Annotated in this window: 15 protein-coding genes and 1 pseudogene; 9 read left to right on the forward strand and 7 right to left on the reverse strand. The window is 45.0% G+C overall.

Going from position 1 to position 14,899, the window contains the following annotated elements; genetic code table 11:
- The first annotated feature begins 101 nt into the window (after positions 1 to 101).
- The 3 genes from ACBP55_RS29635 to ACBP55_RS29645 all read left to right on the forward strand — a co-directional run bounded on the left by ACBP55_RS29635 (position 102) and on the right by ACBP55_RS29645 (position 1,308).
- On the forward strand, positions 102 to 434 hold the full coding sequence (locus ACBP55_RS29635; RefSeq protein ID WP_464646770.1) for a YtrH family sporulation protein: 333 nt from the start codon (positions 102 to 104) through the stop codon (positions 432 to 434).
- Positions 431 to 922 carry a hypothetical protein gene (locus ACBP55_RS29640; RefSeq protein ID WP_029197084.1) on the forward strand — a complete coding sequence of 164 codons (492 nt, stop codon included), beginning with the start codon at positions 431 to 433 and terminating at the stop codon, positions 920 to 922. Before ACBP55_RS29635 ends, ACBP55_RS29640 begins: the two co-directional genes overlap by 4 nt.
- Before the next feature lie 92 nt (positions 923 to 1,014).
- On the forward strand, positions 1,015 to 1,308 hold the full coding sequence (locus tag ACBP55_RS29645; protein ID WP_029197085.1) for a YtpI family protein: 294 nt from the start codon (positions 1,015 to 1,017) through the stop codon (positions 1,306 to 1,308).
- Here ACBP55_RS29645 and ACBP55_RS29650 read toward each other — a convergent pair.
- The 6 genes from ACBP55_RS29650 to ACBP55_RS29675 all read right to left on the reverse strand — a co-directional run bounded on the left by ACBP55_RS29650 (position 1,305) and on the right by ACBP55_RS29675 (position 8,033).
- Entirely contained in the window at positions 1,305 to 2,633 is a 1,329-nt protein-coding gene (locus ACBP55_RS29650) for a DRTGG domain-containing protein (RefSeq protein WP_464646772.1), read from the reverse strand. The two genes, ACBP55_RS29645 and ACBP55_RS29650, sit on opposite strands and share 4 nt — an antisense overlap.
- Before the next feature lie 179 nt (positions 2,634 to 2,812).
- Positions 2,813 to 3,091, reverse strand: coding sequence for a hypothetical protein (locus ACBP55_RS29655; RefSeq protein ID WP_464646774.1), 279 nt, complete (start codon positions 3,089 to 3,091; stop codon positions 2,813 to 2,815).
- Between the two features lie 511 nt (positions 3,092 to 3,602).
- Positions 3,603 to 4,331, reverse strand: coding sequence for an oxygen-insensitive NADPH nitroreductase (gene nfsA, locus ACBP55_RS29660; RefSeq protein ID WP_464646775.1), 729 nt, complete (start codon positions 4,329 to 4,331; stop codon positions 3,603 to 3,605).
- A 282-nt stretch (positions 4,332 to 4,613) separates the two neighbouring features.
- Positions 4,614 to 6,026, reverse strand: coding sequence for a group II intron reverse transcriptase/maturase (gene ltrA / locus ACBP55_RS29665; protein WP_464646777.1), 1,413 nt, complete (start codon positions 6,024 to 6,026; stop codon positions 4,614 to 4,616).
- Between the two features lie 436 nt (positions 6,027 to 6,462).
- Entirely contained in the window at positions 6,463 to 7,518 is a 1,056-nt protein-coding gene (locus tag ACBP55_RS29670; protein ID WP_464646779.1) for an acyltransferase, read from the reverse strand.
- Positions 7,519 to 7,697: 179 nt separating this feature from the next.
- Complete coding sequence (locus tag ACBP55_RS29675) at positions 7,698 to 8,033, reverse strand: YlbF family regulator (RefSeq protein WP_464646781.1); 336 nt, start codon at positions 8,031 to 8,033, stop codon at positions 7,698 to 7,700.
- Between the two features lie 172 nt (positions 8,034 to 8,205).
- Here ACBP55_RS29675 and ACBP55_RS29680 point away from each other — a divergent pair, with 172 nt between their 5' ends.
- The 6 genes and pseudogenes from ACBP55_RS29680 to ACBP55_RS29705 all read left to right on the forward strand — a co-directional run bounded on the left by ACBP55_RS29680 (position 8,206) and on the right by ACBP55_RS29705 (position 14,460).
- Positions 8,206 to 9,582 (forward strand): YheC/YheD family endospore coat-associated protein, encoded by a 1,377-nt coding sequence (locus ACBP55_RS29680; RefSeq protein ID WP_464646783.1) that lies wholly within the window; start codon positions 8,206 to 8,208, stop codon positions 9,580 to 9,582.
- A gap of 9 nt (positions 9,583 to 9,591) precedes the next feature.
- Entirely contained in the window at positions 9,592 to 9,789 is a 198-nt protein-coding gene (locus ACBP55_RS29685; RefSeq protein ID WP_464646784.1) for a hypothetical protein, read from the forward strand.
- Positions 9,764 to 10,720 (forward strand): YheC/YheD family endospore coat-associated protein, encoded by a 957-nt coding sequence (locus ACBP55_RS29690; RefSeq protein WP_464646786.1) that lies wholly within the window; start codon positions 9,764 to 9,766, stop codon positions 10,718 to 10,720. The genes ACBP55_RS29685 and ACBP55_RS29690 overlap by 26 nt, the downstream gene beginning before the upstream one ends.
- A 97-nt stretch (positions 10,721 to 10,817) precedes the next feature.
- Positions 10,818 to 12,181 (forward strand): annotated as a pseudogene (locus tag ACBP55_RS29695) (YheC/YheD family endospore coat-associated protein).
- On the forward strand, positions 12,181 to 13,308 hold the full coding sequence (locus tag ACBP55_RS29700; protein WP_464646788.1) for a YheC/YheD family endospore coat-associated protein: 1,128 nt from the start codon (positions 12,181 to 12,183) through the stop codon (positions 13,306 to 13,308). The pseudogene ACBP55_RS29695 and the gene ACBP55_RS29700 overlap by 1 nt, the downstream one beginning before the upstream one ends.
- 6 nt (positions 13,309 to 13,314) lie before the next feature.
- The gene (locus tag ACBP55_RS29705; protein WP_464646790.1) at positions 13,315 to 14,460 is read left to right on the forward strand and encodes a YheC/YheD family endospore coat-associated protein; all 1,146 of its coding nucleotides are present in this window, start codon (positions 13,315 to 13,317) and stop codon (positions 14,458 to 14,460) included.
- A 47-nt stretch (positions 14,461 to 14,507) separates the two neighbouring features.
- Here ACBP55_RS29705 and ACBP55_RS29710 read toward each other — a convergent pair whose 3' ends face one another.
- Complete coding sequence (locus ACBP55_RS29710; protein ID WP_464646792.1) at positions 14,508 to 14,882, reverse strand: ArsR/SmtB family transcription factor; 375 nt, start codon at positions 14,880 to 14,882, stop codon at positions 14,508 to 14,510.
- Positions 14,883 to 14,899 lie beyond the last annotated feature (17 nt).

Here is a 14,899-nt window from a genome sequence, read left to right on the forward strand (position 1 = left end):
TTTATTCCTTATATTTTATCATATTGGTGCTAGGCATTCCCATACATTAAGTATAGAGAGTTTGTCCTCATTAACTAAGCTGGAAAGGAAGCGATAAGGACATGTATGTCTTTTGGGCAAATATTATCGTATATTTCTGTATTGCATTCGGGGTCGTATTTGGAGGCAGCATGTTAAGTGGAATAGCAGCCGTGCTCACGCTTCAATCACCTACGGAAAAAATGATGACCATTGCAGAAAACATTAAAATCTGGGCCATGGTAGCTGCAGTTGGCGGCACGATTGATCCGATACGCTATATTGAAAGCCATGTAGCTATAGGGCATTTGAATCCCGCTATTAAGCAAATCGTTCTGATTATTGTGGCCTTTATTGGCGCTCAAATGGGCACTTCACTCATTCAAATGATCTGCAAAGGAGGCAGTCAGCCTTGAGGATCCCTCCTTTTGCCCGATATCAACGTCTGCTTTCGAGCTTAGGACTGATGCTTTCGGGAGCCATCATTGGGAGCGCGGTCTATATGAGCATTCATCAGTATAACTACACGCAGCTATATGTGGAGATGCATAAATATTTGCAAGAAAATCGGGATTTGCGTGCCGATATCGACAACTTAAACAAGACAAAAAATAAGCAATCCTTAATTAATGTCGTCAACGTACATTTGGTTCCGAAAAATCAGGAAGAACTCATTAGCGAAGATATTCAAAAAGAAATTGAGAGCGACATTAAGAGCGAACTCAAGCTCGTCATCGGTCAAAAAGCTACATACGTAAAGGATGCTCAACCTCTCTATGAGAAATTGATCACCCAAAAGACCTACATTTTGCATGATAAAAAATATATCGTTGAAGTGAAATCGATCGTGTTAATTCAGACTGAATTGACGGTTTGGATTACAGCCCAAGAGAAACGAACATGAAGAATTGGCAAGATTTAAGCGAGATGTGATTGCAATCTCCTCCTAAAATCGCTAAAGTTAACAGTAAACTTGCTTAAAAGGACGGATTCCACATGTTCGCGATTCAAATCACATTATTCTCACTTATTTGCCTGCTCCTTGCCTTATCCGTGTATTTCAGCTTTCGGGCGCGCCGTGAAAAGGAAACTGCCAAACGCGGTCTCTACTCGGCTCGCATGAATATTTGCATGGGTTTGATGCTCGTTCTGATTGCCATCACCCAAATCTTCTTCTTTAGTGAATCCAGCTTTCGCCGAATCTTCGGCACCGTGCTGGTCTTGCTAGGCCTGTTCAACTTATTCGCCGGCATTCGCAATCACGGGCACTTCGATCGCATGCTGCGTTAAATGACTTGAGCGGTTAGCATCGCTTTGGACACCAAAGTCCCAGCATGATAAATTTCTACATCAATTTTGCCAAATTTACGGCTCACCTCAATGATGGTGGGTCGTATTTCTATTTTGGAGTCAATTTGCAGCGGTTTTAAGAAATAGGTCGACATGTTGTCCATGACGAGATCCCCTTTCTTATGTTCCTGGACGATGCGATAAGCCGCTTGGGTCATGAGTGTTGTAAGAACACCTTCCGATACCGTCCCCAAATGATTCGTCATCTGTGGTGTAATAACGCCATGAAACTGCAGCGTCCCCTTCTCATCCCTGACTTCTTCCAGTCCGGACCAGATTAAATCCTCAAATGTTTCACCATTCTGCGGCTGCTTCTGAATATACTGCATGGCTTTCAGCACATCACTGCGATTAAGCACGCCTAGGATTTTGCGGCTTGTATCCACGACGGGCAGCAGTTCAATGCCTTCCCACACCATCATATGGGCTGCTGATGCAACCGATGTTTGGGGTGTTACAGTAAGCGGATTGCGCGTCATAAGCTTATCTACCGTTTGTAGAGAATTAGCCCCCACCATATCCTTAGAGGTCACAACACCGATAATTCGGTTCCACTCATCTACAACTGGAAAACGGCTGTACCCTGTATCCTCTGACATGCGCTGCCAGTCCTTCAGTGTACTATTTGCCTTTAGGGCATATAGGGAAGCACCTGATGCCAGGATGTCTTCGACAAGCATAATCTTCTTCTTGATCAAACGATCGTATATGGCTCTATTAATCATGGAGGCAACTGTAAATGTATCGTAGCTGCTTGAAATAATCGGTAGCTCCAGTTCATCTGCAAGGACTTTCACCTCTGTACTGGTGTTAAATCCCCCCGTAATCAGTACGCCTGCACCTTGTTCCAATGCACAGATATGTGCACGGTTGCGGTTACCAACGATAAGCAGGCTGCCTGCCTCAATGTAACGCATCATGGCATCCTGTTCCATCGCGCCGATCACGAATTTGTGCAGCGTCTTGTGGAGTCCACGAGAGCCACCGAGTACTTGCCCATCGACCATATTCACGACTTCAGCAAATGTGAGCTTATCAATGTTCTGCCGCAGTTTCTTCTCGACTCTTACGGTTCCGATTCGCTCTTTGGTCGAGACCAGACCTTGATTCTCAGCCTCTTTAATAGCTCGATAAGCCGTTCCTTCGCTGACTTCCATGTTCTTGGCAATTTTGCGAACAGAGATCCGGCTGCCAAGCTTCAAGCTTTCAATATAGCGCAAAATCTGTTCATGCTTCGTTAACGTATCCACGGATTGTGTATCCAACTGTTACACCTCACTCGCTTGTTCCTGTATTACTCTGTACTACTAGTATAATCGTTCCAAAGCGCAAGAACAATGAGATCAGCTTTTCCTAAATAAAAAATCCAACCCTTATGGATTGGATGCTTTATTTGTATTATAGCAAACATACGTTCGTTGTCAAAATGGAAATCTCTTCTTGGCTACTTGCGAAACTGCAGAAGTTTCCGGCGACCTTGAACAAGCTGCTCCAATTGCCATTTTTTCATCCGATTGATGCGGTTCATTTCTTTGCGTTTCTCTTCATCTACCCCAAGTATTTGATGCAAATGAGCGGCTGTCACAAGCAGGGCCATCACGACCCAGATGATACTGAACACCATCGGCAGCGACCCTGCATTCCGAAATTCCAATTGTGGAACGGAGTAAAATAGCATGCCTAACGCTAAGCTCATGTAGACAACATTTTTAAAGCCTTTCAAACTGATCACTCCTTTCGCTTTAGATAAATAAGAACCTATCTCATCCTAATTTCATTGTATGAGACAAGTTCTTTTTATATGTTCAAAGCGAAAGATTAAGGCTTAGAGACTGTCGATTGATTCACAACTGGTATTCATAACTCCAATATACGATTTTAGCGTCATTCAGCTTTGGTGAGGGCAGAAGGGTTATCGTTGCTTTGTTACCAATGTTGTATTTTTTACAGCAATTCACACGCCAAAAGGCTATTTTGCAACTTGAAGTTGCATTTCGTACAACATTTTGAGCACTTTTGTTGCGAAATGGTCTATATTGGGCCTAATTGTTGTACATTATGCAACAATGAAGGGAGCAAGGCGAGATTTAGGCATCAATTGTTGCACTTATTACAACATCAATCTACAGCGAATATGAATTCATTCATCCAGCAACCTAATTCTGCATTTAAGACGATTGATCTCGATTTAAGACAAATCAATGTAGAGCAAGCGAATGAATCGACGGTCTCGCTTATTCAATCTCGAAGCCCTGAGTGCTTAGGAATGGTTTCATGTGCTCTCGCGGCCGCTGCGCTTTGGCAGCCATATCCTTGGACCAGGTCGTATCGACCTTGCCACCCGATCGGACCTTCATATAGTCGCGGATGCTCTCGTCGTACACGTCGACCGCTCCTTCGTTATCCGTATACCGATTTTCATGGTATACGGCTTCTCGCGGGAGCCGCGGGCGCAGCAGCGGCTCTTGATCCGGCATGCCGATGCACATGCCGAAGACCGGGTACACCAGCTGCGGCAAGCCCAGCAGCTGGGAAACCTCGGCGGGCTTATTGCGCAGCCCGCCAATATACACTACGCCGAGTCCGAGTGACTCGGCGGCAATGGCTGCATTTTGCGCAGCTAATGCAGCATCTACCGTGGCAACGATGAAATTCTCAGCGTTGCCAGTAACCGGAGTGTCCCCGTGACGGTGGACAGCCTGCGCGTATCGGTGCAAATCCGCGCACCACACAAGGAACAGCGGACACTCGCTGACATAAGCTTGATTGCCGGCCAGCGCGGCAAGCTGGTTCTTCAACCCGTTATCCGTAATGTGGATAACGCTGTACGCTTGCATATTGCTGGATGAAGATGCAGCTTGAGCCGCTGCCAGAATAGCATCACGCTGTTCTGAGCTTACTGGCTCATTCGTAAACTTACGAATTGAGCGATGCTTTTGTAATAAAGAAATGATTTCGTTCATCCTTCAACAACCTTTCTTCTATATATAGCTTATATTTAGAAAGTCTCCACCGATGTGGTCGACAAACTGTCATGATTTGAGCAACCTCGCCCTCGAACTCGACTTCATTGGACCCGACTGTCCAACATTCCGTCTCTGCAATTATCCGATACTCGCGTGGAATTTTCAAACAACGCGAAAACTCAACAGCGAAGCTAAATCGGGTAGGAGGCTATCCATTAATTGAATAGCCGACCTCCCACACCACCGTACGTACCGTTCGGTATACGGCGGTTCCTAAGTTTACGCAGTGACTTGTCGATTATAATCTGAAAAGAATAAGAATCCGAGTCCTTTGATCGTGTTATTTCCGAGGGATTTGTTGAGGATTGGGCTATTGGAGGTTCTCCAATAGCTCTTTCTTGTGTTGGCGTACTCCCATGCTTTCTGTTTCTGGATTCCGAGTGATTGCAACATTGCGAACTTTGTCTGCACTCGTTTCCATTGTTTCCAGTAGATCATGCGGATTCGCCTTCTCATCCATTCGTCCGTAGTTTGGAGCAGTTTCTTCATGTCGGCTATTTTGAAATAGTTAACCCATCCCATTATGTAGCGTCTAAGTTTCTCTACACGATCTTCATTTCCTACTCCATTACTTCTGGATGTAAGCTCCTTTATTTTAGCTTTCATCTTTGCAATGGATTTCGTGTGAATTCTGACCCTTGTTTCTCCTTTTCGCGGATAGAATGAGAATCCAAGAAATTTGACTCTCGTCGCCTCGTCCACTACCGTTTTCTCCCGATTCACTTTGAGAAATAACTTCTTCTCGATGAAAGGAAGAATGTTCTCTAGTGTCCGCTCGGCGCTCCTTCTACTTTTGCAAAAGATGAGAAGGTCGTCCGCGTATCGCACAAACTTATGATCGCGGCTTTCCAACTCCTTATCCAGTTCGTTTAGCATGATGTTGCTCAGTATTGGACTTAAGTTTCCGCCCTGCGGTACGCCAACTTCGGATTCCTCAAAGTGATGTTTCACGATGACGCCAGCTCTCAGATACTTATGTATGAGCGAAATGACTCGCCCGTCTTTGATGGTTCTCGATAGCACTTCGATGAGCTTATTTTGGTTAACCGTGTCAAAGTATTTCTCTAGGTCCATGTCGACTACATATTTGTATCCTTCCTCTATGTTATTTTGGCTTCTCCTGATGGCATCGTGTGTGCTCCGCTTGGGGCGGAATCCGAAACTGTTCTCTGAGAACTGCTTCTCGTAGATGGGTGTAAGTATTTGGGCAATTGCCTGCTGGATAACTCGGTCCACGACGGTCGGGATTCCTAGATTTCTTTTCTTTCCGTTCTCTTTCGGTATTTCTACCCTTCGAACGGCATTCGGACGATAGTTTCCGTCCAGAATGGACTGCCTGATGTTCTCTCCGTTCTCTTTGAGATATTGCAGAAGTTCATCTACTTTCATCCCGTCGATACCATGAGAGCCTTTATTCGCTTTGACCTTTTTGAACGCTTGGTTCATGTTGTCTCTGCTAACGATTTCCTCAAGCAGTCCCTTCTTCGACTCGTTTGCGTTGGTGTTGCCTGTTTCAGTTATCCTCTCAGGATTGTGCACTCCCGCATATCCTTCATGTTCCGCATTATCTTTCTGCTTGGATCCTTCTGCTCGAAGTTGGCTGCCCTTTATTCCTGTATTGGTAACTTTCATTGACTAACACCTCCTAAGGTTCAGCCCTTCCCTCATGTCGTCGACTACATCAGGTACTATGGCCTCTGCTGACTTCTCATGATAAATCTTATTTCAACCGTGATTCGAAATGATCTTCTCACGTCCATGAGATCTCCCACGGTAAGACGATTCACTTTCCTTCCATGTACCCACATCATTTACATTGGTATGTCCGTGTAGTTATTGGACTTCGTTTTGTTATGCAAACTCATCCCATACCTTATGCCTGATAATGTTCGTGTTCCTTGGGTCGGAATTTTGCCTCCAGCTTCCTTCAGATTCCACCTTACGATGGACACCCTTGCTCTTGGCTAGTGGTTGGTAACTACAAACCCCCACAGTGGACTTTCACCACCTAGTTAATCGCCATGCGTGGCGCACATAAAAAAAGACCCAACCAACTGGGTCTTTTTCCTCATATCGACAACAATTTCCGTACTTTTCTATACAACAGCGTAAGTACCCACGGTATCGCAACAATCAGCACAAAAACGATCCCATTATACAAGTTAAAAAGCAAAATCGAGCCGGGCATATTTACTTTATATTTCCATAAGGATAACAACGCTGGATGCATCAAGTAGACGCCAAATGACACCGAGCCTAGCGAGATGAAGAAGCTTGCCAATCTGGTAGATTTCTGGAGAAGCCATTTCGCGAACCAGATAAAGCTTACACCAATGCCAATGCTGTAGAGCAGCCATAAAATTTCGTACCACGTATTTTCAAACTTATAACCTTTTAGTCCCAATAGGTAAAGCATCACATAGGCCAAACCACTGAGGAGTGCAGCTGGCAGCACCCAGCCCTTGTTCCGATCCATCCAAGAACGAAAGGCCCCGTAGTTCATGCCAATTGCACCGCCAACGAGGAAATACCCGAAGTACGTTATGCAAAGCTCTGGTTTATGATCAATCGTACCGAACCAGTGGGTGTAAATGTAAACGCCCGCTTGAATGGCTAGCCCCCAAAGTGCCAGCGTTCGGCGAAACCATGGCGCACTTCTAACAGCCAATACTAACAGCGGAAATAGCAAGTAGAACTGTACGATTATGATCATGAAATACAAGTGATAACCGGAATCTGCCCATTTTAACTGTTCCAGAAAAACACGTAGATCAATCTTAATGGGGTGCCCCGGCGTCCAAAGCCAAGGATTATATATATAGTAGAAGAAGGACCAGACGATATAAGGAACTAACACTTGGCGGACACGTTTCCAGTAGAAAATGCCAGCCTGTTTCGCGCTCCAATTATCCGTATAAATGTAGAACAATACGATGCCGCTCAAAAAAATAAACACCGGAACGGCGAAATAACTGATTTTGTTCAAAAATAAAATAACTAGCTCTGTGCTGCTCCCCTTCAAAGCCGGATCCACTGTCCAGTCCGCGGTAACATGAATCAGAACGACGGCAAGGATGGCGAAGGCTCTAACGATATCGAGCTCCGTGATTTTTGCTTTTGCCATAACGGTTTCAAGTCCTCTTTTCCTAATAAATACCCTTTTTACTATAGACAGTTTCGAGCTATTTCGCAACAGTGTGCCTAGCAAAAAGATATCTCTCTTCCTCGATTGTTTACTAAAAAAAGAGTGTATCCCAGGAGTAGACTTCTAGACGGCTAGACTTCTACGAGGGATACACTCTTTTATTTCAGCATTGCTTGTAACGGCTCGGCAATAATCCGCTGCACATCTTCCAGCACGATCGACAAACGGCGCTCCGCGTCGAATAACTGGTTAATACGTGGATTGCGGGCGAGCTCCTCATATTGTTTCTGCAATTGTTCCATATCCTCTTGCGGCGGCATCACGCCTCCAGCCATTTTCTGCTGCAGCTCATTTTGGCGATTGCGGAAATCTTCCAACATGATTTTACTGGATGCATCGCCATCAATGATGGAGCGGAACTCCTTCATATCCTTGTATTCGCTGCTTTCCTTAATTGCTTTTGCCAATTCGTAAGCCTTATCATGGACATTCATTTTATTTCCTCCTCATTTTCTATTAGTACGGCCTACCTACTTACTCAACGAATAAATGGGCACTTTCGGACAGATGCCTAGGCACCAAGGGAAATATGTCCTCATATGATGGAGTAGTTTACTTTGCTTAAGCAAACAATGCCATTTTTGATGCTGGAAGGAGTGTTCGCTATTGACCCGGACGAAAGTTGGAATATCCATTCAAGGCACCAGCATCTATTTGGATGATCGGACCGTTGTTCTAAGTGAAGCCATTGCAAAAAAATGGAAAGTTCCGTCGAATCAAACGATTACTATGCGATTTGGCTCTGTCAAGCAGGATGTCAAGGTTGTCACTGCCTCAACGTCGAACAGTTTACGTGTAAACCCTGCTCTCGCTTCCAAAATCGGACTGCATCATGGCGCTCAACTCAATCTCCATTATAGACAAAATACAAGAACCTTGTCGATTGGACCTTTGATTGGCGTAATGATTAGCCGTGTTTATGCAGGCTCAAATGATCGTCCATTCGGTGCTATCACCGCTTTTTGTAAAGAAATGACGGACGCGTGTGACCTTTTTGGGGCTATTGTGTGCTTTTTTCCGCCTGAAGAAATGCATGCCAATGCCCAATCCATATCTGCATATTCGTATTCCAATGGTTCCTGGAGCAAAAAAACGTATCCGATTCCCAATGTTATCTATAACCGGCTCACCTCGCGCAAATTCGAGAACAAGTCGAATGTTCAACAATTCATGAATGATGCCAAAGCACACTTTGCCACTGAAATCTTCAATGAGAAATATTTGGACAAAACGGAAGTATTCGAAGCTTTGAGCAAAAATAACAGCCTCCATGGATATTTACCCGAATCCTACCTCTTCAAAAACTATCAGATGCTGAAATCCATGGCTGCCCGCCATAGTGTCCTATTCCTCAAACCGATTACCGGAAGTCTAGGTAAGGGGATTATTCGCATTCGTAAAGAGGCGGGGGAAGCCTACACCTGTCATTATACGAATCTCGCCGGCGTCCGCAAACAATCTTTCGCCTCATTAACTGCTGTGTTCCAGGCTTTATCCGGCAAGCTTAAGACGCAACGTTTTCAATTACAACAAGGACTTGATCTCATCACTGCCGACGGTAATCCTGTTGATTTCCGAGCACTTGTACAGAAAGGGGCTGAAGGTGAATGGGCTATAACCTCGATTGTTGCCCGTATTGCAGGAACGCAGCATTTTGTCTCTAACCTGGCACGAGGTGGAAGTCTAACAACCGTGGCTGAAGCGTTGGCAAAAACACCCTTTTCGTCAGCTATTCGTGTCTCTGTCATAGGACGTTTGCGCAAGGCTTCTCTGGATATTGCTAAAGGGATTGAAACCAATATACCTAATCATTTTGGAGAGCTAGGAATCGATCTTGCTGTAGATAAAATGGGGAAGGTTTGGTTGATCGAGGTGAACTCCAAACCATCTAAGGACGACAATACCCCACTTAACAATGAACGAAAAATTAGGCCATCTGTGAAACAAATTGTGCAATATTCACGTTATTTAGCGAAGTTCTGAGGTGAAAGCATGCAGCAAAGATCACATCGTCCCTTGTTAGGGATTATGGTTACGGAATTGAATCGAGAGCTGCCCTTTGGAAGTTCTGACTTCTATGAGCATCTCACCTATCATGGTGCCGCCAAGGGTCTTGACGTGTTCGTTTTCTCACCGAATCGAATCGATTGGAAGCAAGAAGCTGGTGCGGGGGTACGCCTATTTAAGTGAAAAACAAGAATGGGTGATGAAGCTCTTTCCTCTTCCCTCGATCATCTATGATCGATGTTTTTTTACCAACAAAGAGGACTATCGACAATACCGTAATCATGTGCGCAAGCTGCGTGAGACACCTCATATTCGCTTTCTCGGCTATGGCTTGAGCGGGAAGTGGGAAGTGGATCAAATCCTACAAAAAGATCCCACTTTGCAACTTTATTTACCTGAAACGAACTTGCTGACAAGCGGCACTGAGTTGAGGAATTGGCTTCGTACAAAAAGCGATGTCTTTCTCAAACCACAGGGAGGCAGTCAAGGCAGGGGGGCATTGCACATTCACAAGATAAGCACAAAAGACGATAACCGTTCTTATCATATAAAAGGGCGCGATGCCCACAATCTCCCTTTAGAGCGTGAATTTGAAGATTTTCATTCGTGCTGGTTTTGGCTTCGCAGCCTGATTGGTATGCGACCCTATCTAATACAAGAATACCTACCTCTCCATTCAACAGAGGGAATGGCTTACGATGTACGCTCCCTCGTGCAAAAAAACGGCCGTGGTTTATGGGAAAGTACCGGCATGGCCGTGCGTATTGGCAAACCCGGAAGCATCACCTCCAATCTACATGGCGGGGGTACTGCGGAAGATGTGTCCTCGTTCCTTACCAAAGAGTTTGGTGACTCGAAGGCAAATGAGCTATTAACCACACTCGCCATGCTTTCAAGCCGGATTCCCCCTTTTCTGGAAGCTCATCACGGGCGGCTCGCTGAGCTTGGCATTGATTTTGGCATCGATACGTGTGGTCGCGTGTGGATTCTTGAAGTGAATTCGAAACCGGGAAGATCGATTTTTGCGCGAACGCGTAACGAAAAAGCACGCATAAAATCCATCGCAAACCCTATCCATTATGCTGGATTTTTACTTTACAAAAGGCTGAGCTAGCTTGGTTTATTGTGAAGTGCCCGAGCAGGCAGAAGGTTATGTCTGCCTGCTTTGACACGGAAAGCCCGTAGGGCAACAAGTTTAGGAGGGTAACCTAATGAGTTTGACAACGTGTATGCTCCACGCCGTACAACGAACAGATAGATCGGTCTACTTAACAAGTGAACTCGTCAAAGCTTTACGGTTAACCGGCAATAAATCGATTACTGTAAAGGTCGGCAGCAAAAGCTCAACTCTACCGATTCGTTTGATCAAGAAGAGTGGTCAGCATATGTATATACCGCTTTCCCTGATGGCTTCTTTACGCATTCCTCGAATAGGGAGTGTATTAGTCGCCAATAACAGTAATAAAGAACTTCGCATCGGTCCACTTATCGGTATCTTAACTAACGTAGTGAGCGGTTCATCTCCATTTGGTACAAAAACCGGATTCATTCGCCAAATTATGAATACCGGCTCTAATAAGTCCTTTATTTTTGCTTTTAGCCCAAGTAGTGTGAACTGGATCCAAGAAACCGTTACTGGGATTATCCCAAAAGAAGATGGAGGCTGGACTCGTAAAACATTTCCTTTGCCTGATGTCGTTTATAATCGTCTGTCCAGCCGTAAAGCTGAGAAATCCGCAGGGATTGAGGGCTTTAAGGAACGATTTGTACGCAGAGGAATTCCCCTCTTTAACTGGAGCTTTTTTGATAAATGGGATGTTTACAAAATGTTAGATGGTGATGATGCTTTCCGTTTCGTCCCAGAGTCCCGGATCAATCCGTCTGCTGATCAAATTAAAGAAATGCTTGATAAACATAAATTCATTTACCTGAAGCCCACGGCAGGGAGCTTAGGTATCGGTATTTTCCGCGTAACGTACAATCCCAAACGAGGTTACTTTGTTCGGTACCGCAAAGGCGGTAAAAATGTTCTCATCCGTTACGGAAAATTCGAAGGCTTAATGCAAATGCTTGGAACTGGACGTGGCCGCCTCACGAATTATGTCGCACAGCAAGGCATACGTCTCATTGAAATTGACAGCTGCCCTATTGATTTCCGCTTCCATTTAACGAAGAACGGCAATAACAGTTGGGTCGTAGCTGCGATCGGCGCAAAGAAATCCGGGAAAGGCAGCGTCACAACCCATATCCGCAATGGCGGTCAATTGATGACACCCGAACAGGTGCTTCGTCAAATTTACGGATCTCGTGCAGAGCAGATACTTGCTAATGCCAAGGAGGCAGCCATTAAGCTTGCCGAAGGCATTGAGAATAACTATAATCATTTGCTTGGTGAGCTTGGTTTCGATATAGGTATTGATCAGAGCGAAAATATTTGGATGTTCGAAGCTAATGCTAAACCGGGAGATCCATTTTCAAACACCCCTCGCTGAAAGAAGGAGACACTGCCACCTTACAAAATATATATGAGCACTGCCTCTTTTTGAGTCGCTTCCGCTCTAGGAGGGAAAATTAATGGGCTTCTTCCTTCATGAGATCCGACAAATGCCTACTCTTGCCATTCTCACAGTAAAGGATAGTAATCGTGTATTTCGCGGCAATCTGGACAATTTCCGGGATTTAATTCAAACTGGCGAACGATTTGGTGTTGATGTTTACATCGTGACTACGAAGGACTTCAACTTAACCAGCCCTGAAATATATGGCTATCGCTTTAATCAAGAAACCAAAAAATGGAGCAGGGAACTCGTTCCCGCTCCACAAGTTGTATACAATCGTATTCCCTATCGCAAGATGGAAATGAAGCCTGAAGTCCAGCAGACCATTCAATCATGCAATCGCAGCTCCAGCATTCAGTTATTTAATCCTTCCTTCTTCAACAAATGGACCTTGTTCGGATGGTTAAGCAGTGCCAAAGAAAGCAAACCTTACATGCCCGATACGCAGCAATTGAACTCGGCTAATGATCTCACTCAGCTATTGCGTAAACATGCCGTTCTCTACTTAAAACCAGTAAAAGGTAAAGCTGGAAGAGGCATTATGCGCATTGATCGATTAACAACTGTAAATGGCCGCCGTAATTATCGGCTGAGCCGCCAAGATGATAAGAAGATGGCTTATAGTTACCATAATTCCACAGATGAACTTTGGAATGAATGGAATAAACACCGTGGCACCCATGACTACATCGTGCAGCAAGGTATCGCTTTAACGAGATACAAAGAGCGCGCTTACGATTTACGCGCTTTGGTCCAGAAGACGTCCAAAGGTGTCTGGAGTGTGTCAGGTATTGGAGCTCGTGTAGCGGGTAGAGCCAGCATCACGACTCATGTACCACGGGGCGGATCCATTGACGAGCCGCGCAAACTGCTTGCGAGTGTGTTTGGTGCGACGGAAGCCAACAAAATTTTGAAGCGAGTTCGCAAAGCCGCTGTAACACTCGCTGAACAAATTGAGAAGTCATCCGGCAATCAACTAGGCGAAATGTCTATGGACATTGGTGTCGATACCGCTGGTCATATCTGGTTCTTCGAAGCTAATTCGAAACCAATGAAATTCGATGAGCCAAAAATTCGTCAAAAATCCCTTGAACGCATTATCCGTTACAGCCTTTACCTGATTAATAATGGGAGAAGAAGGTGATTATGCTTGTCTTCGAAACGACTGGGCGTACTCGCTATCTATTTAAGTAAGTCTCGGCTCGAAGAGCTTTCTTACTTTCAGCGGCTAAGTAAGGAAGGAAAGAAACTTGGTGTTCAAGTTGAGATCTTTACACCGGATGACGTCGAAGGCGACAACGCCGTTCGTACGTTGACTTATGATTCCGGTCTGGGGAAATGGATTCGGAAGCGAACTTCTTTCCCCCCTGTTATTTATGATCGCTGCCGGTATAAAGCGGCAGCCAATTATCAGATGCTTAAAGCATTTCGTAATCGACATGCCAAACTTATCTATTTAAGTAAACCTTTAGCTAACAAATGGTCGATGCATCAAATCCTTTCAGAGAATGAGAGCATCCGCCCCTATTTACCAGCTACAGTACGATTTAGCTCTGTGCAGGAGCTGCTGAAAGTTCTAAAGAAGCATAAGCTAATCTACGTAAAACCGAAGAATGGCACGGGTGGAAGAGGAATATTACGAATTGAACAGCTCGGTTCAGATCTTTATCTATTGCAAGGAAGGAACCAGCAGCGAACTATCATCGCTCCATTCCGCGCTACGGAAAAACAGCTTGCGATCAAGCTGCATACCCTGAAATTGAGCCCAGATTATGTGGTGCAGCAAGGAATCCACTTAACTCTTAGAGATGGTCGTGTGCATGATTATCGTTTGCTGATACAGAAAAATGGCAATGGCGAGTGGGAAGTGACAGGGTGTGCGGGCCGTATTGGGCCTCAACGCAGCATCACTTCGAATCTTCATGGCGGCGGAAGTGCGGTAACCCAGGATAAATTGTTAGCCTACCGTTTTACTTCTGAAGCAAAAATGGATGAAATTAAAAAAGAGATGAACAGCTTCGCATTTACGCTCGCTAATTATTTGGAAACGAAATTCGGTAAGTTGTGCGAGTTAGGCATGGATATTGCCGTAGATCCCAAAGGTCATGTTTGGCTGCTTGAAGTCAATCCTAAACCATCACGAGAAGTTTTTCGCAAAATTGGCCAACATTCGGTTTATCAGAAGGCGGTTACAAGGCCACTTGAATATGCTGTCTGGATGATGAAACAGAAGAAAATAAAAAGAGAAGAACAAAAAGAAGAAGAAAAGACCGAAGACAAACAAGCCGAATCTTAACGTAAACGATCGGAAGCGTCAGCTAAAGGCTATAGCCAGCTTCCGGCCTACATATGCTGAAGATGTCCCAAAGTTTGAACAAAAATTTGCTCAATATGGTCATCGTCAAGCGAATAAAAAACCGTTTTTCCCACTTTGCGTCTTTTGACAATGTGCAGATCCCGCAAGTAGCGAAGCTGATGTGAGACTGCCGACTGCCCCATCGCAAGCAGCGTTGCAAGATCATGCACGCATAGCTCCCTTTGCAGCAGGTAATAGATCATTTTAACCCTGGTCGGATCGCCTAAAGCTTTGAATACCTCCGCAATCCCTACCGCCTGCTCCTCCGTAATTTGAGCTTCCTGACTAAGCTGTACCGAGTCAACACCTGTACAAGCACATGTGTCCTCGCCTTCACTTGCTTCTATCCATATTTTTTCCATTATCATCCCTCCTTCGT

The sequence above is a fragment of the Paenibacillus sp. WG02 genome (assembly GCF_055396115.1).